Origin of the sequence: Citricoccus parietis, assembly GCF_042433045.1 — a bacterium.
GTDB lineage: Bacteria > Actinomycetota > Actinomycetes > Actinomycetales > Micrococcaceae > Citricoccus > Citricoccus parietis.
The window spans coordinates 1-19,341 of the sequence record NZ_JBHLWH010000043.1; the positions used below are offsets into that span (position 1 = coordinate 1).

At 69.5% G+C, this 19,341-nt stretch carries 19 protein-coding genes; 16 read left to right on the forward strand and 3 right to left on the reverse strand.

Going from position 1 to position 19,341, the window contains the following annotated elements; all coding sequences use genetic code 11:
• The first annotated feature begins 320 nt into the window (after positions 1–320).
• Both ACFFIO_RS15045 and ACFFIO_RS15050 read left to right on the forward strand, forming a co-directional pair.
• Positions 321–515 (forward strand): hypothetical protein, encoded by a 195-nt coding sequence (locus ACFFIO_RS15045; RefSeq protein WP_378043061.1) that lies wholly within the window; start codon positions 321–323, stop codon positions 513–515.
• A gap of 79 nt (positions 516–594) precedes the next feature.
• Positions 595–1,107 (forward strand): GNAT family N-acetyltransferase, encoded by a 513-nt coding sequence (locus ACFFIO_RS15050; RefSeq protein WP_378043063.1) that lies wholly within the window; start codon positions 595–597, stop codon positions 1,105–1,107.
• Positions 1,108–1,230: 123 nt separating this feature from the next.
• Here ACFFIO_RS15050 and ACFFIO_RS15055 read toward each other — a convergent pair whose 3' ends face one another.
• Positions 1,231–1,623 carry an ArsR/SmtB family transcription factor gene (locus tag ACFFIO_RS15055; protein WP_378043065.1) on the reverse strand — a complete coding sequence of 131 codons (393 nt, stop codon included), beginning with the start codon at positions 1,621–1,623 and terminating at the stop codon, positions 1,231–1,233.
• 57 nt (positions 1,624–1,680) lie between these two features.
• Between ACFFIO_RS15055 and ACFFIO_RS15060 the strand changes: the two genes are divergently transcribed.
• Complete coding sequence (locus ACFFIO_RS15060) at positions 1,681–2,796, forward strand: cation diffusion facilitator family transporter (protein WP_378043067.1); 1,116 nt, start codon at positions 1,681–1,683, stop codon at positions 2,794–2,796.
• Positions 2,797–3,020: 224 nt separating this feature from the next.
• On the opposite strand, the gene ACFFIO_RS15065 is transcribed toward ACFFIO_RS15060, so the two are convergent.
• The gene (locus ACFFIO_RS15065; protein ID WP_378043069.1) at positions 3,021–4,289 is read right to left on the reverse strand and encodes an APC family permease; all 1,269 of its coding nucleotides are present in this window, start codon (positions 4,287–4,289) and stop codon (positions 3,021–3,023) included.
• 109 nt (positions 4,290–4,398) lie between these two features.
• Between ACFFIO_RS15065 and aspS the strand changes: the two genes are divergently transcribed.
• Both aspS and ACFFIO_RS15075 read left to right on the forward strand, forming a co-directional pair.
• Positions 4,399–6,249 carry an aspartate--tRNA ligase gene (gene aspS / locus ACFFIO_RS15070; protein WP_378043071.1) on the forward strand — a complete coding sequence of 617 codons (1,851 nt, stop codon included), beginning with the start codon at positions 4,399–4,401 and terminating at the stop codon, positions 6,247–6,249.
• A gap of 1 nt (position 6,250) precedes the next feature.
• Positions 6,251–6,463, forward strand: coding sequence for a hypothetical protein (locus tag ACFFIO_RS15075; RefSeq protein WP_378043073.1), 213 nt, complete (start codon positions 6,251–6,253; stop codon positions 6,461–6,463).
• A gap of 38 nt (positions 6,464–6,501) precedes the next feature.
• Here ACFFIO_RS15075 and dtd read toward each other — a convergent pair whose 3' ends face one another.
• Complete coding sequence (dtd, locus tag ACFFIO_RS15080; RefSeq protein ID WP_378043074.1) at positions 6,502–6,954, reverse strand: D-aminoacyl-tRNA deacylase; 453 nt, start codon at positions 6,952–6,954, stop codon at positions 6,502–6,504.
• 71 nt (positions 6,955–7,025) lie between these two features.
• On the opposite strand from dtd, the gene ACFFIO_RS15085 reads away from it, so the two are divergent.
• The 11 genes from ACFFIO_RS15085 (at position 7,026) to aroB (ending at position 19,256) form a co-directional block, all read left to right on the forward strand.
• The gene (locus tag ACFFIO_RS15085; RefSeq protein WP_378043076.1) at positions 7,026–8,528 is read left to right on the forward strand and encodes a replication-associated recombination protein A; all 1,503 of its coding nucleotides are present in this window, start codon (positions 7,026–7,028) and stop codon (positions 8,526–8,528) included.
• Between the two features lie 97 nt (positions 8,529–8,625).
• A complete protein-coding gene (locus ACFFIO_RS15090; protein ID WP_378043078.1) occupies positions 8,626–9,138 on the forward strand; it encodes a general stress protein in 513 nt (170 codons plus the stop codon).
• 322 nt (positions 9,139–9,460) lie between these two features.
• Positions 9,461–10,087, forward strand: coding sequence for a 30S ribosomal protein S4 (gene rpsD, locus ACFFIO_RS15095; protein WP_378043079.1), 627 nt, complete (start codon positions 9,461–9,463; stop codon positions 10,085–10,087).
• Between the two features lie 199 nt (positions 10,088–10,286).
• Entirely contained in the window at positions 10,287–10,694 is a 408-nt protein-coding gene (locus ACFFIO_RS15100) for a hypothetical protein (RefSeq protein WP_378043081.1), read from the forward strand.
• A 7-nt stretch (positions 10,695–10,701) separates the two neighbouring features.
• The gene (gene alaS / locus ACFFIO_RS15105; protein WP_378043082.1) at positions 10,702–13,458 is read left to right on the forward strand and encodes an alanine--tRNA ligase; all 2,757 of its coding nucleotides are present in this window, start codon (positions 10,702–10,704) and stop codon (positions 13,456–13,458) included.
• The gene (ruvX, locus tag ACFFIO_RS15110; protein ID WP_378043084.1) at positions 13,455–13,994 is read left to right on the forward strand and encodes a Holliday junction resolvase RuvX; all 540 of its coding nucleotides are present in this window, start codon (positions 13,455–13,457) and stop codon (positions 13,992–13,994) included. The genes alaS and ruvX overlap by 4 nt, the downstream gene beginning before the upstream one ends.
• Positions 13,975–15,336: an endolytic transglycosylase MltG gene (gene mltG, locus ACFFIO_RS15115; protein WP_378043086.1), complete on the forward strand. Its 1,362-nt coding sequence runs from the start codon at positions 13,975–13,977 to the stop codon at positions 15,334–15,336. The genes ruvX and mltG overlap by 20 nt, the downstream gene beginning before the upstream one ends.
• Positions 15,329–16,252, forward strand: a complete 924-nt coding sequence (locus ACFFIO_RS15120; protein WP_378043088.1) for a shikimate dehydrogenase family protein — start codon at positions 15,329–15,331, stop codon at positions 16,250–16,252. The genes mltG and ACFFIO_RS15120 overlap by 8 nt, the downstream gene beginning before the upstream one ends.
• A 51-nt stretch (positions 16,253–16,303) precedes the next feature.
• A complete protein-coding gene (gene aroC, locus ACFFIO_RS15125; protein WP_378043089.1) occupies positions 16,304–17,548 on the forward strand; it encodes a chorismate synthase in 1,245 nt (414 codons plus the stop codon).
• Positions 17,545–18,126, forward strand: coding sequence for a shikimate kinase (locus ACFFIO_RS15130; RefSeq protein ID WP_378043090.1), 582 nt, complete (start codon positions 17,545–17,547; stop codon positions 18,124–18,126). Before aroC ends, ACFFIO_RS15130 begins: the two co-directional genes overlap by 4 nt.
• Positions 18,123–19,256, forward strand: a complete 1,134-nt coding sequence (aroB, locus tag ACFFIO_RS15135) for a 3-dehydroquinate synthase (RefSeq protein ID WP_378043092.1) — start codon at positions 18,123–18,125, stop codon at positions 19,254–19,256. The genes ACFFIO_RS15130 and aroB overlap by 4 nt, the downstream gene beginning before the upstream one ends.
• Positions 19,257–19,341: the final 85 nt, after the last annotated feature.

Sequence of the window (19,341 nt, forward strand, 5' to 3'; positions counted from 1 at the left end):
CGAACTCAGCGCCTGAAACCCCCAACGAAGGATCAGGCCGTTACACCACTACTCGGGACTTGACCTCGCCACTGCCGAAACTGCCGGACCCCACACACCGTTTATCGGACAGTCTCGACAATCAGTCAAAGCAAATAATGCTTCTTGAGACAGTTCGGACGAAGTGAATGCCGGCACGCTCGAACATCACAGGAGAATGCTCGGGCGGGGCCGTCGCAAAATTACGGTTTCCGCAATCTGCTGAGTCGTGTCGGAAAAGGATCCGTCTTGGGCACCCCTGGACCTCTCTACGTGTGGAAATAACCCGCTACTCTTCGGGCATGTCCCGATTTGCCAAAGGCGTCATGATCTTCTGGGTGATCTACGCGCTGCTCGCGGTGATCGGCGGGGTGACGGAAGTAATCGATGGCCTTCTTGCCGTCCTATTTCATACCTCGGCTGCCTGCGGAATCTTCGTGCAGATTTCCCTTGCACGCGCGAAGACACGGACGCACGATCGCGGGAAGGGTGACTGACTTCCGCGATCGACGAGAACGGTCTCTCGCACGTTCCCGTCAGCCATCCCCGACCGGACGCGTCTTGTTGAATGGGGGAATGAATATTCGCCCCTGCACTGACGCGGACCTGAGCGTGCTGTGCGCGCTATGGAGGACGCCCGGCGGCGTCCACGAGAGGCACTACGACCGCCAGCGGGCCGGCCAGACCACCTACCTGGTCGCGTGGCAGGATCAGGAGCCACTGGGCTCCGGAGTCCTGCAGTGGGGTGGGTGCATCGGGTCCAACGCCCGGACCGCGTACCCACAGGCGGTGGAACTCAATCACCTGCAGGTCCGTGACCTGTACCGCGGACAAGGAGTGGGCAGCGCACTGATCGCCGTCGCCGAGGCCCTCGCATCGCGGGCCGGCCGGCACCAGATGGCGGTCGGCGTCGCCGAGGACAACCCGGAGGCGGAGCGCCTGTACCGCCGCCTGGGCTACCGCCCCACCGGGGTCGTCGATGTCAGCGAGTACGACTGGATCACCGCCGAGGGAGCGGCCCGTCATGAGACCGAGCGCGACCAGCTGCTGGTCAAGGACCTCAGCCCCACTAGTGAGCAGGGCCGGTGATGCTCGTCATCGAACCCGTTGTCGACCTGCTGACGGGTCACTCGGTGGTCGAGGCCGACGCTGACATCCAGGAACGTGATGACTGGCTGGTCTATCTCGTGGAGGCAAATCCGCAGGGAACTTCTACTGACCCGCGTCGAGCCCTGGCCCCGGTGCAGAGCCAGTCGCCCGGTAGCTGTGCGGGTCTGCCCCGGTGGCGGCCCCGGTCAGATGCTCGGCGTGGGACAGTGCCTCGGCCAGCAACCGGTGCACGTGTGCGTCGGTGGCCTGGTAGTACGCGAAGGTGCCCTCGCGCCGGCTGGAGACCAGCCCGGCCAGACGCAGCTTGGACAGGTGCTGGCTGACCACTGTTGAGGCCGCTCCCACCAGTTCGGCCAGCGCGTTCACACTGCACTCGCCCTGGAACAACGCCCACAGGATCTTCACCCGGGTCGGGTCCGAGAGCATTCGGAAGGTCTCGGCAGCCAGCCGGGCATGCTGGTCATCGGGAGAGGCGTGAACGGGGGTCTCATGCACGACATCAGCCTACCCATCACATTGCTACCTGCGCAGTTGCGCAGATACGCTTCCAGTGTGAAATCGACCCAGCGCTCCACCGCATCCAACACCCCCGAGACCGGACACCACCACTCCGGCCAGACGAACCCTGCCTCGGGGCGCGAGCACCACCATGACCATCACCACGACCATGGGCCCGAGCAGGGCCATGGTCATCAGCATGGTCATGAGCACTCTCATGGGTCCGGGTGGTGGAGGCGGGCCAAGCACGCCCTGGTCCCGCACAGTCACGACCCCACCGAGGCGATTCAGACCGCCGAGCAGGCCAGTGCCATCGGCATCCGCGCCGCCTGGATCAGCCTGGCCGGCATGGGCGCCACCGCCGTGTTGCAGATCGTCATCGTCTGGCTCTCCGGGTCGGTGGCCCTGCTGGCCGACACCCTGCACAACCTGGGTCACCTGGCCACCACGATCCCGCTGATCATCGCCTTCCGCCTGGGCCGCCGGGCCCCGACCCGGCGCTACAGTTACGGGTTCCGCCGGGCCGAGGACCTGGTCGGCCTGCTCATCGGGGCGGTCATCGCCCTCTCGGCCGGGCTGATCATCTGGGAATCGATCCGGGCATTGACCACCCAACGGGACATGACCCACCTGGGCTGGGTGCTGGCCGCCGCCATGGTCGGGGCCGCCGGCAACGAGATCGTGGCCCGGTATCGGATCCGCGCCGGACGGCGCATCGGCTCGGCGGCACTGATCGCCGAGGGCCAGCACGCCCGCACCGACGCGTTGACTTCCCTGGCCGTCGTCCTCGGCGTGCTCGGCGCCTGGTTGGGGCTGCACTGGGTGGACCCGGCCATCGGCCTGGTCATCGCCGCGGTGGTCATCGCTGTGCTCATCGGCTCTATGCGCACGGTGGTGCGTCGGCTCATGGACGGCGTCGACGCCGGCACACTCGACAGACTCGAGAGCACGGCCGCCGCCGTTCCCGGCGTGCTCTCCGTGGGCCAAGCCCGGGCTCGGTGGAGCGGGCACCGCCTCGAGGCGGACCTAGCCATCACCGTCGACAGGGCCCTGACCATCACCACCGGTCATGACATAGCCCAGGCTGTTGAGAACGCCCTGCGCCAACACGTACCCCACCTGCACCAGGCCACCGTGTCCCTCACCCCGACATTCGACGCCTCGGAGTGACCCCTTTGGCCAGCCGACACAGAAAACGTTCCCCTCCTGCGGAACGTTCGACAGCGTCTCGGTTGAGGAACCCCTACCGGACACACCCTCTGCTCACCTGGATAATCAGCAACGAGCCTTGCGGAGCGTGCCGTAGGACCCGCCCGGTGAAATGACCGGTCAGCGGGGCGCTATCTGGCACACGCGAGATCGACCCGACTGCATCGACTCACCTGTCCAGATCGTCAGGACTGGGCGCGGCGGACCACCAGGCGACCGAGCAGGCCCACGGCGAACACCGCGAGCATGATGACCACGGACATCGCCGGCAGGGTGAACGCCAAGATCAGGCAGAGCACGGCGCCGGTGAGATTCAACCAGCGGGGTGAACGCACCACGCGCTCGGTCAGGGTGAAGGCCGCCACGTTGGAGACGGCGTAGTACACCAGCACGCCGAAGGAGGAGAAGCCCACCACGGTCAGCACATCCGCCGTCAGCAGCAGGACGATCACCACCGCGGCGGCCGCCAGCTGTGCCACCCACGGGACCGAGGTGCGGGTGGACACCCGGGCCAGGGGCCGCGGCAGGTCGCCCTCGCGGGCCATGGCCAGCCCCGTGCGGGAGATCCCGGCCACGAGGTTGAGGAGGGAACCGAGGCTGGCGAGGGCCGCTCCGCCCACCGCGAGCCAGAGCCAGTCCGGGCCGAAGAGGAGACCCACGGCGTCCCGGACCGGTGCCTCTGAGGTCGCCAGCCCGTCCGAACCCAGGACGCGCGTCAGGCTCCAGGCCAACAGGACGTAGAGCACCAGCGTGAACGCCAGGGCACCCAGCACCGCGCGGCGGATCGTCCTCCGGGGATCGCGGACCTCCTCACCCATCGTCGCGATCCGGGCGTAGCCGGCGAAGGCGAAGAACAGCAGTCCCGAGGCCTGCAGCACTCCCAGGACCGAAGGCTCCACCGGTGCAGCCGAACCGACCGGGGGAGCGGGGGAGCCGGCGTCGGGCCCGTAGGCCAGACCCGCCACGATGACCAGGGCGAGGATCAGCACCACCGGGACCAGGATGGCCACGGTGGCCTGCACCGTCCGGGTGATGCCGAGCAGGTTCAGGCCGGTCAGGAGCACGACGGCGGCGATCGCCGCCCAGCGTGCCGCCCCATCGGTGCCCGGCACCACATAGAGGCCGACGGTGTAGGCCATGGCGGCGATGGACGCGGACTTCCCGGTGACGAAGCCCCAGCCGGCCAGGAAGCCGGCCCACTCTCCGAGCTGCCGCCGGCCGAAGGTGTAGGCGCCGCCGGACGTCGGGTGCACGGCCGCCAATTGAGCCGTGGAGATGGCATTGAGCCAGGCCGTCACCCCGGCCACCAGGAGTGCGGCCATCAGCAGGCCGCCGGCCTGCGCCGCGGCCAGGCCGAGGGCGGAGAAGACCCCGGCCCCAACCATGGAGCCGACACCGATGACCACGGCCCCGGGCAGCCCCAGGCGTCGTTGCAGACCTGCGTGATCGCCCATGCGCTCCACCTACTAGAATCAACCGGGAAATGTCACGGCAATGCCGGACGTGTATGTCACTACCACGCCAAGAAAACCTCCCGGTGAACCGGGACCGGAAGGACCATCAGTGCTGCGCACCCACCAGCTGGGCGAACTCAACGCCTCGCTCATCGGACAGACCGTCACCGTGACCGGATGGGTGGCACGCCGCCGTGACCACGGTGGGGTGGCCTTCGTGGACCTGCGCGATGCCTCCGGCTTCGCCCAGGTGGTGGTGCGGGACGAGAAGGACTTCGATCCGCTGCGCAACGAGTTCGTCCTGCAGGTCACCGGCACGGTGGAACGCCGCCCCGAGGGTAACGAGAACCCGGCTCTGCCCTCCGGCGAGATCGAGCTCATCGCGGACACCGTGACCGTGCTTAACGCCGCCGCTCCGCTGCCGTTCCAGATCGACGAGCACGTGGAGGTCGGTGAGGAGGCCCGGCTGCGCCACCGCTACCTGGACCTGCGCCGCCCGGAGCCGGCCCGCATCATGCGCCTGCGCTCCGAGGTCAACCGCACCGCCCGCAACCTGCTGCACGAGGAGGGGTTCATCGAGGTCGAGACCCCGACCCTGACCCGCTCCACCCCCGAGGGCGCCCGCGACTTCGTGGTCCCGGCCCGACTCTCGCCCGGCTCCTGGTACGCCCTGCCCCAGTCCCCGCAGCTGTTCAAGCAGCTGTTGCAGGTCGGCGGCATCGAGAAGTACTTCCAGATCGCCCGCTGCTACCGGGACGAGGACTTCCGCGCCGACCGCCAGCCGGAGTTCACGCAGCTGGACATCGAGGCCTCCTTCGTGGAGCAGGACGATGTGATCGCCCTCGGCGAGAAAATTGTGAAATCGGTCTGGTCACTGGTCGGAGTGGATGTGCCGACCCCGATCCGCCGCATGACCTACCGCGAGGTGATGGAGAAGTACGGCTCGGACAAGCCGGACTTGCGCTTCGGCCTCGAGCTGACGGACCTCACCGAGTACTTCGCGGACACCCCGTTCCGCGTGTTCAAAGCACCCTACGTGGGTGCCGTGGTCATGCCCGGCGGCGCCTCCCAGCCGCGCCGCACCCTGGACGCCTGGCAGGAATGGGCCAAGCAGCGCGGGGCTCGCGGCCTGGCCTACGTGCTCATCCAGGAGGACGGATCGCTGACCGGCCCGGTCTCCAAGAACATCTCCGAGGAGGAGAAGGCCGGCCTGGCCGCCGCCACCGGCGCCAACCCGGGGGACTGCATCTTCTTCGCCGCCGGTGAGACCACCCCCTCCCGTGCCATCCTCGGTGCCGCGCGCGTGGAGATCGGCCACCGCGTCGGCCTGATCAAGGACGCCGGCCCGGACGTGCCCGCCGCCGAGGCCGACTGGGCGTTCGTGTGGGTTGTGGACGCCCCCATGTTCGAGCCCGCCTCGGAGGCCGTGGCCTCCGGCGACGTCGCCGTGGGCTCCGGTGCCTGGACCGCGGTGCACCACGCCTTCACCTCGCCGAAGCCCGAGTTCATGGACACCTTTGACACGGATCCGGCCAGCGCCCTGTCCTACGCCTACGACATCGTGGTCAACGGCAACGAGGTGGGCGGCGGCTCCATCCGTATCCACCAGGGCGAGGTCCAGGAGCGGGTGTTCAAGCTCATGGGCCTGGACGAGGAGTCCGCGCAGTCCAAGTTCGGTTTCCTCCTGGAGGGCTTCAAGTACGGCGCCCCGCCGCACGGTGGCATCGCCTTCGGCTGGGACCGCATCGTTGCCCTGCTGGCCGGCACCGAGTCCATCCGGGATGTCATCGCCTTCCCGAAGACCGGCAATGGCTATGACCCCCTGACCGCCGCGCCGGCTCCCATCACGGACCAGCAGCGCAAGGAAGCCGGCGTGGACGCCACACCGGAGCCGAAGGAGGGCGCCCCGGGTCAGGAGGCGAAGGCCGCCCAGGACGCACCTGACACCACGGGGGCCTGACATGGCGCCCGAGGGCGGGCAGGATCAGCGCCGGGACAGTATCCCGCCGACGGCGGTGCGGCTGTTGCCGGTCCTGATCGTCACGTTCGCGCTGAACGTGCTGATCGACCAGTCCACGGAATGGCCGATGCTGCTGCGCTGGGGCATCGCCCTGGCCGGCGGCATCGCGGCACAGTTCGTCGTGGTGCGCCTCTGGGCTTCGCGCCAGCGGTGACCTCTACCCGGTGACGGCCACTGGGTGACCGCGGCGGATCAACCCCGCCGCGGACCCGCCAGGTTCTCCGTGTCCACCCACACCGTGAAGGGGCCCGAGTTGACCAGGGCGACGTCCATCATGGCTCCGAAGACCCCGCGCTCCACGGGCACGCTCAGCGCCTCCAGCGCGGTGATGAACTGCTCATACAGCGGCTCGGCCTGATCGCCCTTCGCGGACTGCGTCCACGAGGGCCGGCGTCCCTTCCGGACGTCCCCGTACAGGGTGAACTGGCTGACCACGAGGGCGGCGGCACCGGCCTCGACGAGGGATTCCTCGCCCTCGAGGATGCGCAGGTGCGCCACCTTCTCAGCCAGCTGCAGGGCCTCCGCCTCGGTGTCCTGGACGGAGACCCCCAGCAGCACCACGAGCCCGGGGGAGTCCAGGCGACCGGTCACCCGGCCCTCAACGGTCACGGACGCGGACGTTGCCCTCTGCAGCACAGCTCTCATGGCTCCATTCTCCCCGTATGCTCCCCGCCCCGGGCGCCCAGCCCGTCCGGGGCGGCGGCTAGGCTGGGCCGGTGAGTGATTTGTTCAGTGTGCTCGGCGGCGGGGACCATGACGGTGACGTGGAAGCGAATACCACGCACGACGACGGCGCCTCCTCGGGCGGTCGGGACCGCCCCAGTGCCCCTCTGGCCGTGCGCATGCGCCCGCGCACCGTCGACGAGGTCGTCGGCCAGCAGCACCTGCTCCACGTCGGTTCGCCGCTGCGCAAGCTGGCGGAGGGCGCGGCCGGCGGCCGGGGCGGCCGCGGTGCCGGGCCGTCGTCGCTCATCCTCTACGGACCGCCCGGCACCGGCAAGACCACCCTGGCGACCGTGATCGCCCGCGGTCCGGGCCGCAAGTTCGTGGAGCTGTCCGCCATCAACGCCGGCGTCAAGGACGTGCGGGCGGTCATGGACCAGGCGCTGAACGACCGGGACCTCTACGGCCGGACCACGGTGCTGTTCCTGGACGAGATCCACCGGTTCAACAAGGCCCAGCAGGACGCCCTGCTGCCCGGGGTGGAGAACCGGTGGGTGGTCCTGGTGGCCGCGACCACCGAGAACCCGTCCTTCTCCGTGGTGGCACCGCTGCTGTCCCGCTCCATCATGCTCACGCTCAAGCCGCTCACGGACGCGGACATCGGCGGCGTGCTGGACCGAGCGGTCGCTGACGAGCGGGGACTCAACGGCACGGTCGTGCTGGAGGACGAGGCCCGTGAGTACCTGGTGCGCATGGCCCAGGGCGATGCCCGCCGGGGGCTGACCACCCTGGAGGCCAGCGCCGGCGTGGCCCTGGACCGGTGGGAGGCCGCCGGCCTCGACGAAGCAGGCGAGCCCGACGAGTCCGAGCACCGGCCCGAACTGCCCTCGATCACCCTCCAGGACGCGGCCCAGGCCATGGACCGGGCGGTGCTGCGCTATGACAAAGCCGGTGACCAGCACTATGACGTCATCAGCGCGTTCATCAAATCGATCCGCGGTTCGGACGTGGACGCATCCCTGCACTACCTGGCACGGATGCTGGAGGCGGGGGAGGACCCGAGGTTCATCTCCCGGCGCCTGATCATCTCAGCCTCCGAGGACATCGGGATGGCTGATCCGACCGCGCTGCAGACCGCCGTCGCGGCGGCCCAGGCCGTGCAGCTCATCGGCATGCCGGAGGGGCGGCTGGTCCTGGCCGAAGCCACGGTGCACCTCGCCACCGCCCCCAAGTCCAACGCCTCCTACGCCGCCATCAACGAGGCCGTGGCGGACGTCCGCGCCGGCCTGTCCGGGGAGGTGCCGCCCCACCTGCGGGACGCCCACTACCCGGGAGCGGCCGGCCTGGGCCACGGCAAGGGGTACATCTACTCCCATGACGCCCCGCATTCGGTGGCCCGGCAGCAGTACCTGCCGGATTCGCTCCGCGGGAAGGACTACTACCGTCCCAAACAGAACGGCGTCGAGCGGAATCTGGGGGACCGGGTGCAGCACCTGCGGTCGATCATTCGGGGCACCCCGCCACGGGCCCCCGAACAGTCCGAATCCAGCGAGTAGGCCCCTAAGCTGGAGGTGTCCGTACCCGCTATGACCGCGGTTCGGCTTCGGGACCACCTTCGGGGGCCCACCGGCCGCGGAGATCGGAGCATCTGCCATGTCCTCTCCCGCGAACAATCCGGCCAGCCGGCTCGTGCCGAACACCGCCCAGGTCGACTACCGGATCCTCAAGTCGGTGGCCGCCTACGAACAGGCCCAGGAACTGGTGGACCGCCTCTCCGATGGCGGCTTCCCCGTGGAGAAGACCAGGATCGTCGGCACGGGCCTCCGGTCGGTCGAGCAGGTCACCGGCCGGATGACCACCGGCAAGGCCGCTGGGCAGGGAGCCCTCGGCGGCCTGTGGTTCGGCCTGATGATCGGCATCCTGTTCCTAATCCTCGCGCCCGGCAACTTCTTCCTGATCCTGCTTCTGGCGCTGGGCTTCGGTGCCGTGTGGGGCGCGATCTTCGGAGCGATCGGCCACGCGGCCACCCGGGGCCGCCGGGACTTCTCGTCCGTCCAGGTCATGGAGGCCGAGTCCTACGATGTGCTCGTGGAGGCCTCCCACATCAACCAGGCCGCCCAGGTGGCCAACGGACAGCCCATGCCGGAACAGGACCCAGAGGTCTAGTCCCGAGCAGTTGCCTCCGGACCGCGGGGCCAACGGACGCGGCGGCCGGGGGAGCGGTGCAGAACTGGTAGACTCTTCTGCTGTCTGGCAAGCGCCGCCAGTTCTCCCTGCCCCTTTCCGGCCTGCGCCGGTGGTGTGGGGAGGCCCCGTCCGGGTCCTGCGGCGCTGTAGCAATGACGGGCAGCGGCATGCCCCTCAGCTCTCCCGAAGGACGCACGGGAGGCCAGGTTCCGGTCCACCCTTGTCACACCGCGGGAGCCCCCGCCTCGTGTCAGGACCGGAGACAAACCAGAATCGTGCCGCCTGACAAGAAAGGTCCCTCGTGGCTTCCAATCTCCGTACCCGCCGCACCGTGCGCCACTCGCGCGCACTCGGCATTGCCCTGACTCCCAAGGCCGAGAAGTACATGGAGCGCCGTCCGTACGGTCCCGGCCAGCATGGCCGTGCCCGTCGCAAGGCCGACTCCGACTACTCGGTGCGCCTGAAGGAAAAGCAGCGTCTGCGCGCCCAGTACAACATCCGCGAGGCGCAGATGCGCCGCTACTTCGAAGAGGCCAAGCGCACCTCGGGCCTGACCGGTGAGAACCTGGTCGAGCTGCTCGAGATGCGCCTGGACGCCCTCGTGCTGCGCTCCGGCTTCGCCCGCACCATCCAGCAGGCCCGCCAGATGGTCGTGCACCGCCACATCATGGTGGACGGCGCCCGCGTGGACCGTCCGTCCTTCCGCGTGAAGGAGGGCCAGTTGATCCACGTGCACGAGCGTTCGGAGAAGATGGTCCCCTTCCAGATCTCCGCCACCGGCGCCCACCAGGACGTCCTGCCGGCCGTCCCGGGCTACCTGGACGTCGAGATCGACAAGCTGCAGGCCAAGCTGTCCCGCCGCCCGAAGCGCTCCGAGGTCCCCGTGACCTGCGAAGAGCAGCTCGTCGTCGAGTACTACGCACGCTGATCCCTTCCGGATCTGCTGCGGCGGAAACTGCCTGAGAACCCGGCGTCCCCTCGAGGGGACGCCGGGTTTCGGCTTTAAGGACGAACAGCGGGACTGGCCCCGACCCCGGGGCACCAGGGCCGGCGTCGGGCGCTGAAGTTCCACGCCGGGGCCGCGGCCCCGGTAGGGTGGACCAGGCACTGAAGCGAAAGGAAATCCCGTGATCAAGCGCGTAATGCTGGTGGGAGTGGGGGCAGCCGTCGGCTGGCTCGGACACACCGTCTTCAGCAAGGGACGTGACGCCGCAGCCCTGCGGGCCGAGGAGACGATCCGCCACACGCTGAACCCGGAGAGCATCGGGCGCAATGCCGGGCAGGCCGCGGCCACCGCCCTGGCCGCCAGCGCCCGTTCCTTCGCCTATCAGCTGCGCGAGGAGGTCCCGGCCTGGAAGACGATGTCATCCTCCCTGGCCGACCCCGCGCCGCAGCAGGAGCGGTCCCGGACCACGGCCGCTGCAGCCGCCCAGGATGTCCCGGACGCCGCGCACACCACCATCACGGGTACCGCCACGGAAGGCCCCGCGGACAGGTCCACACCCCGACCCACCGACCCCCGAAAGCAGTCGTAGAGCAGTCATGAAGTCCCAGGACATCGCCAGCCGCTGGCTGGATTTCTTCGCCAAGAAGGACCACTCCGTCGTTCCCTCGGCATCGTTGGTCTCCCCGGACCCGTCGTTGCTGTTCACGATCGCCGGCATGGTCCCCTTCATCCCGTACTTCCTGGGCCAGGAGACCCCGCCCTACCAGCGCGCCACCACCGTGCAGAAGTGCATCCGCACCGCGGACATCGAAGAGGTCGGCAAGACGGTCCGCCACGGCACCTTCTTCCAGATGTGCGGTAACTTCTCCTTCGGCGACTACTTCAAGGAGAAGGCCATCCCCTACGCCTGGGAGCTGCTGACGACGCCCCAGGACCAGGGCGGCTTCGGGCTGGACCCCGAGCGGCTGTGGGTCACGGTGTACGAGGAGGACGACGAGGCCGAGCGCATCTGGCGCGAGAAGGTCGGCTTCCCGGCCGAACGCATCCAGCGCCTGGGCAAGGAGGACAACTACTGGCACACCGGCCAGCCCGGCCCCGGTGGCCCGGACTCGGAGATCTTCTATGACCGGGGACCGGAGTACGGCCGCGAGGGCGGTCCGTCCGCGGATGAGAACCGCTACATGGAGATCTGGAACCTGGTCTTCATGCAGTACCAGCTCTCCGAGGTCAACTCGCAGACCGACTTCACCGTGACCGGCGAGCTGGACCACAAGAACATCGACACCGGACTGGGCCTCGAACGTCTCGCCATGATCCTGCAGGGCGTCGAGAACATGTACGAGACGGACCAGGTCCGCCCGGTCCTGGACCGCGCCGCCGCACTGGCCGGCAAGGAGTACTCCTCCACCGAGGACGCCACGGATCCGCGCTACACGGACGACGTGCGCCTGCGGATGATCGCCGACCACATCCGCTCCGCGTTGATGCTCATCACCGACGGCGTGGTGCCCGGCAACGAGGGCGGCGGCTACGTGCTGCGCCGCCTGATCCGCCGCGCCGTGCGGGCCATGCGCCTGATGGGCGTGACCGATCCGGTGCTGCCCGAGCTGCTGCCGGTCTCCCGCGACGCCATGAAGGGCACCTACCCGGAGGTCGAGCGGGACTTCGACCGCATCGCCCGGATCGCCTACAACGAGGAGAAGGCCTTCCTGCGGACCATCGCCGCCGGCACGGCCCGGATGGACTCGGCCGTCACGGCCGCGAAGTCCGCTGCGCACGCCAGCGCAGGCGAAGGTGCCACGGCAGGAATCTCCGGTGCCGACGCGTTCGAACTGCATGACACCTACGGGTTCCCCATCGACCTCACCCTCGAGATGGCCGAGGAGGCCGGGGTGGCCGTGGACCAGGCCGGTTTCCGCGAGCTCATGACCGAGCAGCGCAACCGTGCCCGCCAGGACGCCAAGTCCAAGAAGTCCGGTCACGTGGACTCCTCGGCCTACCGCCAGCTGCAGGCCGAGGGGGACACCGTCTTCACCGGCTACACCGAGCACACCACCGAGGCCCGCATCCGCGGCCTGCTGAGCGGCGGCCAGCAGGTCAGCTCGGCCACCGCCGGGCAGGAACTCGAACTGGTGCTGGACGCCACGCCCTTCTACGCCGAGTCCGGAGGCCAGGCCGCTGACACGGGTCTCATCACCGGTGACGGCTTCGTCCTCGAGGTGCTCGACGTCCAGTCCCCGATCCGCGGCCTGAGCGTGCACCAGGTGAAGGTCGTCGAGGGCGAGGTGCCCGCCGGGGCCACCGCCGTCGGTGCCATCGACCTGCAGCGGCGCCTGGACGCCCAGAAGGCCCACACCGGCACGCACCTGGTGCACGCCGCACTCCACCAGATCCTCGGCCCGGAGGCCACGCAGTCCGGCTCCTTCAACAAGGAGGGCTACCTGCGGTTCGACTTCCGCTGGGGCGAGGCCATGAGTGAGATGGCCCGGTCCGAGGTCGAAGAGGTCTCCAACCTGGCCATCCGGGACAACCACCCCGTGCTGACGCGGGAGATGGGCCTGGACGAGGCGCGCGAACTCGGGGCGATGAGCCTGTTCGGCGAGAAGTACGGAGACCGCGTGCGTGTGGTCGAGGTCAACGGCGCCTGGTCCCGCGAACTGTGCGGTGGCACCCACGTGGGCGCCACGGCGGAGATCGGTTCCCTGGCCCTGCTCGGCGAGCAGTCCGTGGGGTCGGGCAACCGCCGCGTCGAGGCCCTCGTGGGGCTGGACGCCTTCCGTCACCTGGCCACCGAGCGCACGCTCGTCAACGAGCTCACCGGCCTCCTCAAGGTACCGGCGGATCAGGTCAAGGACCGGGTTGCCGGCACTCTGGCCCGGCTCAAGGAGGTCGAGAAGGAACTCGCCGTCCTGCGCTCGGCCCAGCTGCAGGCCGAGGCCGGCCGGCTCGTCGAGAACGCCGTGGCGGTATCCGGTCCCGGCGCCACCGTCACGGTCCTGGCGCACGACGCCGGCCCGGTCGGCTCGGGCGACGAGCTGCGGACCCTCGTGTTGGACTTGCGTTCCCGGTTGGAGAACCAGTCCGGCAACGCCGCGGGCACCCCCGTGGTGGTGGCCATGGCGGGCACCGCCAAGGGACGTCCGCTCGTGGTGGTCGGCACCAACCAGGCCGCTCGCGAGTCCGGTCTGAAAGCCGGCGCCCTGGTCAAGACCGCCTGCGGAGTGCTCGGCGGAGGCGGCGGTGGCAAGGACGACGTGGCCCAGGGCGGCGGCCAGGACGCGGCCCGGATCGATGACGCCCTGGTGGCCGTGCGGACGGCGATCGAGTCGACGGTCGGGGCCGCAGGCGCGTGAGCGGTGCACTGCAGCGCGGGGTCCGGCTCGGAGTCGACGTCGGCAAGGCCCGCGTCGGCCTCGCCGCCTCGGACCCGGACGGCATCCTGGCCACCCCGGTGAAGACGCTCCGGCGGGACCTCAAGAAGGGTTTCGACCGGCGGCTGATCGTCCGGGAGGCCCTGGAACGGGCGGCCGTGGTGGTCTACGTCGGGTATCCGGTGAACATGCAGGGCCGGTCCACGGAATCCACCGAGGACGCCCACCGCTATGCCCAGGACCTGGCAGCGGAGCTGCTCGCCGCCGGAAGCCCGGCACGGGTGCACCTCGTGGACGAACGCCTCAGCACCGTCACGGCCCACCGGCAACTGCATGAGGCCGGCCGGGGGAGCCGGACGCACCGCGAGGTCGTGGACCAGGTGGCAGCCGTGCAGATACTCGAGCAGGCCCTGAATATGCAACAATCACTCCAGCGGGACGCCGGGCGCCCCGTGCTAGTTCCTGCGCCAGAAGGACCAGAGGGAGAGGACGGGACACGTGGCCGACCTGACTCCTGACGATCCGACTCCTGACGATCCCCGGAACCCGCAGTCCCCGCTGACCCGGCGCGAACTACGCCGCCGCGAAGAGGCACGCCGGTCAGAGCACGAGGCCGGCCTGGACGAGGACCGCCGCGAGTATCCGCAGGCCGAGTCCGCCGGGGGTCCTGCTGAGCGCCTCACCACGGACGGCACGCCCGTCATCGTCCGCCCGGCCGGACGCAAGGGGTACCAGACCGTCACCATCAACCGGGACCGCTCCCTGGACGCCGAACACCAGGTGAAGAAAGTGGCGCGCCGGAAGCGGCGCCGCCGCCGCAACATCGCCCTGACCTCGGCCTTCGCCGTGTTCGTGCTGCTGGTGGCGGGCCTGTCCTTCGCGCTGAAGGCCATCCTGCCGGATCCAGTGGCCGAGGACTACCCGGGCCCCGGCGGTGCGGAGGTGGTGTTCTCCGTCAATGAGGGTGAGGGCGCCATCGCCATCGGAAACCGCCTCGTGGACGAGGACATCGTGGCCAGCAGTGCCGCCTTCATCGAGGCCGTCAACCAGTCGCGGTCGGAAAACTCCATCCAGCCGGGGGAGTATCCGCTGAGGAAGCAGATGAAGGCCGCGGACGCCGCGGCCATCCTCCAGCGCGACGGTGAGGGCCAGGTCCACTACGTCGCGGTGAACCGTGGCATGCGCCTGGGTGAGGCCTTGAGTGCCGTCAGTGAGTCCACGGGCATCTCCGTCCAGGACCTGGAGGCGGCTGCGGCGGACCCCACTGACTTCGGGCTTCCCGCCGAGGCTCCCAGCCTGGAGGGTTACCTGGCTCCGGGGGAGTACCGCTTCCCGGTGGACGCCGAGCCGGCCGAGATCTTCGCCATGATGATCGAGCCGACCATGGCCGAGCTCGAGGAGCAGGGGATCACGGACGAGTCCGAGCAGTTCCGTACCGTCACGATCGCCTCCATCCTGGAGGCCGAGGCGTTGACGGACGACTACCCGATCGTCGCCGGCATCATCGAGAACCGCCTGAATCCGTCCAACGAGGAAACCGGCGGCTACCTGCAGATCGATGCCACGGTGATCTACGGGCTCGGCCAGCGCCAGCTGCAGTTCTCGGAGGAGGACAAGCAGGACGCCTCGAACGAGTACAACACCTATGCCCACCGCGGCCTGCCGCCCGGACCCATCGGCGCCCCGTCCACCCAGGCACTCGATGCGGCGGCGCACCCGGAAGACAACGACTACTACTACTGGGTGACCACCAACATCGAGACCGGCGAGACGAAGTTCGCAGAGGACTATGCCCAACACCGCATCTACCAGCAGGAGTACCGCGACTACTGCGCCGACAACGCGGAGATCTGTGGTTAGGCCGTCCGCCGGAGTCCTCGGCCATCCCATCTCGCACTCGAAGTCACCGGCTCTGCACCGGGCCGCCTACCGCGCCCTGGGCCTGGACGTCGCCTACGACGCCCACGACGTGACACCGGAGGTGCTGCCCGCCTTCATGTCCGGCCTGGACCGGAGTCCGGAGACGGGCTTCGACTGGCTCGGGTTCTCGGTCACCATGCCGCTGAAGTCCGCGATGATGCCGCTGGTGGACCGTTACTCGCCGCGGGCCGAGCGGCTCGGGTTCCTCAACACCGTCGTCTGGGACGGAGACGGGATCTCCACGGCCTACAACACGGACGTGGAGGGCATCGTCGAGTCGCTCGTGTTCGCGGGCTACCAGCGTGAGGTGACCGGCGGGCGGATGGGCATCCTCGGCGGGGGCGGGACCGCCGCGGCGGCCATCGCCGCCGCGGAGAAGCTGGGGCTGGCCGGCGTCGACCTTTTCGTCCGTACTCCGGCCAAGGCCGCCGAGCACGCCGACCTCGCGCGCGGCTTCGGCCTGGCCCCCCGCGTCCGCCTCCTGGAGGACTTCCCGACGGCGGCCGGCGGCTTCCGCGCCGTGGTCGCCACGCTGCCCCCGCGCGCCGCGGACCCGACCGCCGGGTCCCTGGCAGGCGCGTTGTCCGGAGCGCAGAATGGGGAAACAGTGGGGAGTTCAGAACCCGCACCGTTGCCCCCCCTGCTGGACGCCGCCTACGACCCGTGGCCGTCCGCGCTGGCGATGGCCTGGCAGCAACAGGGAGGCCAGGTGGTCAGCGGCCTGGAGATGCTGCTGTATCAGGCCGTCGAGCAGGTCCGCCTGTTCACGGAGCGCGTCCGCCCGGCCGGGACGGAACCCGACTGGCCCGCCGTCATCGCCGCGATGGCCGCCGCCATCGACCTTCCGGAGCGCTGAACCCGGTCATACGGTCCGGAACCCCGTGTGGACCATGAGAGAATCGAATCCATGGTGCGCTGGTTGACAGCGGGCGAATCACATGGGCCCGCACTCGTTGGAATCATTGAAGGGATGCCCGCGGGCATCCCCCTGACCACCTCTATGGTGCAGGACGCCCTGGCGCGCCGGCGTCTGGGCTACGGCCGTGGTGCCCGCATGAAGTTCGAGCAGGACCAGGTCACCCTCGTCGGTGGGGTCCGCCACGGTTCCACCCTGGGCTCCCCGGTCGCCATCGAGATCGCCAACACCGAATGGCCGAAGTGGGAGAAGGTCATGTCGGCCGATCCCGTGGACGCGGATGAACTCGACGGCTTGGCCCGCAACGCCGCCCTCACCCGTCCCCGTCCCGGTCACGCCGACCTGGCCGGCATGCAGAAGTACGGCTTCGATGAGGCCCGCCCCCTGCTGGAGCGCGCCTCCGCCCGCGAGACCGCGGCGCGCGTGGCCCTGGGCGCCGTGGCCTCCTCCTTCCTGGCGGAACTGGGCATCCGCACCGTCTCCCACACCACAGCTGTCGGCACGGTGTCCGTGCCGGAGGGCGCTGAGCTGCCCGCACCGGATGACGTGACCGCGCTGGACGCGGATCCGCTGCGGTGCTTCGAGAAGTCCACCTCAGACGCCATGGTCGCCGAGGTCGATGCCGCCCACAAGGAGGGCGAGACCCTCGGCGGTGTCGTCGAGGTCCTGGCCTACGGCGTGCCGGTCGGGCTGGGTAGCCATGTCCACTGGGACCGCCGCCTGGACTCGCTGCTCTCCGGTGCCCTCATGGGCATCCAGGCCATCAAGGGCGTCGAGGTCGGCGACGGCTTCACCACGGCCGCCCGCCGCGGCACCGCCGCCCACGACGAGATCGTCCGCGGCCCCGACGGGTATCCGATCCGCACGTCCAACCGGGCCGGCGGCATCGAGGGCGGCATGAGCACCGGGGGAGTGGTCCGCGTGCGTGCGGGCATGAAGCCGATTGCCACCGTCCCCAAGGCCCTGCGCACCGTGGACACGGCCACCGGCCAGGACACGAAGGCCCACCACCAGCGCTCGGACGTGTGCGCTGTGCCGGCGGCCGGCGTCGTGGCCGAGGCCATGGTCAGCCTCGTCCTCGCCCAGGCCGTCCTGCAGAAGTTCGGGGGAGACTCCGTGGCGGAGACGAAGCGGAACCTGGACTCCTTCGTGGCCTCGCTCGAACCGCTGCCGGCCTCGGATGAGGACGCGGCGGCCGAGCTGGCCGAGGCGCCCATGGGTGACCCGCTGCAGTGAGTTCTGCAACCGGCGGCGGCCCTGGTTGGTCACCGGACCGGCGGATCGTGCTCGTGGGGCCCATGGGGTCCGGCAAGTCGACCGTCGGACTCGTCCTGGGCCGCAGGCTCGGCCTGCAGCGCCTGGACGCCGATGACCTCTTCGTGACCCAGCACGGTGTCATCTCGGACTACTTCTCCCGCAACGGTGAACCGGCCTTCCGCCAGGCCGAGGAGGAGGTCATCGGCGAGGTCCTCTCCCGCGCCGAACCCTGCGTGCTGTCCCTGGGCGGGGGGGCGGTGCTCAGCGCCCAGACCCGCGACCGGCTGCGGCACGGATCCCATGTCGTCTACCTCACGGTGGCGGAGGACGCGGCTCTGGCACGGCTCAACGGCGGCCTCGGCCGGCCCGTCCTCGCAGGGGATCCCGGCCGCACCTGGCGCCGCATCCTCGCCGAACGCCACGCCTTGTACCGTGAGGTATCACAGTGGACGGTGGACACCACCGGCCGCTCGACCGAAGACCTGGCCACCCACATCATCCGCCTCGTCCGTCAGGCCGAGACCACCACCCCGACCACAGGAGCTGTCCATCCATGACTGAGCCGAACACCCCGTCCACCGAACCCGTCCCGGACGATGCCACCGTCATCCCCGTGGCCGGCGGATCGGGGTCAGCGGGCACCGGCGGCTACGACGTCGTGGTGGGCAAGGGCCTGCTGGGACGCCTGCCGGACATGCTCGGGCCCACAGTCCGCCGCGTCCTGGTCATCCACCCCCGGGCGTTGCGCGCCACCGGTGACGTGGTCAAGGCCGACCTGGAGACAGCCGGCTTCCAGGCCCTCACCGCGGAGATCCCGGATGCCGAGGAGGGCAAGCACATCCAGGTGGCCGCGTTCTGCTGGCAGGTCCTGGGCCAGAACGACTTCACCCGCTCGGACGCCGTGGTGTCCGTGGGCGGCGGCTCCGTCTCCGATGTCGCCGGATTCGTGGCTGCCACCTGGCTCCGCGGGGTCCGCGTGGTGCACTTCCCCACCACCCTCCTGGGCATGGTGGACGCCGCCGTGGGCGGCAAGGCCGGCATCAACACCGCCGAGGGCAAGAACCTGGTGGGTGCGTTCCACCCGCCTGCCGGAGTGCTCGCGGACCTGGACACGCTGCTGACCCTGCCCCCGAACGAACTGGTGTCCGGACTCGCGGAGGTCGTCAAGTGCGGCTTCATCGCGGACCCGGAGATCCTCACCATCATCGAGTCCTCCCCGGAACAGGCCCAGAACCCGCACTCGGCCCAGCTGCGCGAACTGATCGAGCGCTCGATCGCCGTCAAGGCGCAGGTGGTGTCCAGTGACCTGCGGGAGGCCGGCGCACGCGAGATGCTGAACTACGGCCACACCCTGGCGCACGCCATCGAACTGGCCGAGCGCTACCAGTGGCGTCACGGCGCCGCCGTGTCCGTCGGCCTGGTGTTCGCGGCCGAACTGGCGCGTTCCGTCGGGCGCCTCGACGATGCCACCGCCGATCGTCACCGCACGATCCTCGAGTCGCTCGGACTGCCGACGTCGTACTCCTCCGGCCGCTGGGAGACGCTGCTGGACGGCATCCGCCGGGACAAGAAGAACCGCGGCGACCAACTGCGGTTCGTACTCCTGGACGGCCTGGGCAAGCCGACCACCTATGACGTCCCGGACGCCTCGCTGCTGTTCGCGACCTACCAGGAGATAGCCGAGTGACCGCTGGGTGATCGCTGGATGAATCTTGCTTTGACCCGGGGCACCGGCCCCATCACCTAGAATGGTCGACTGGACTTCCAGCGAG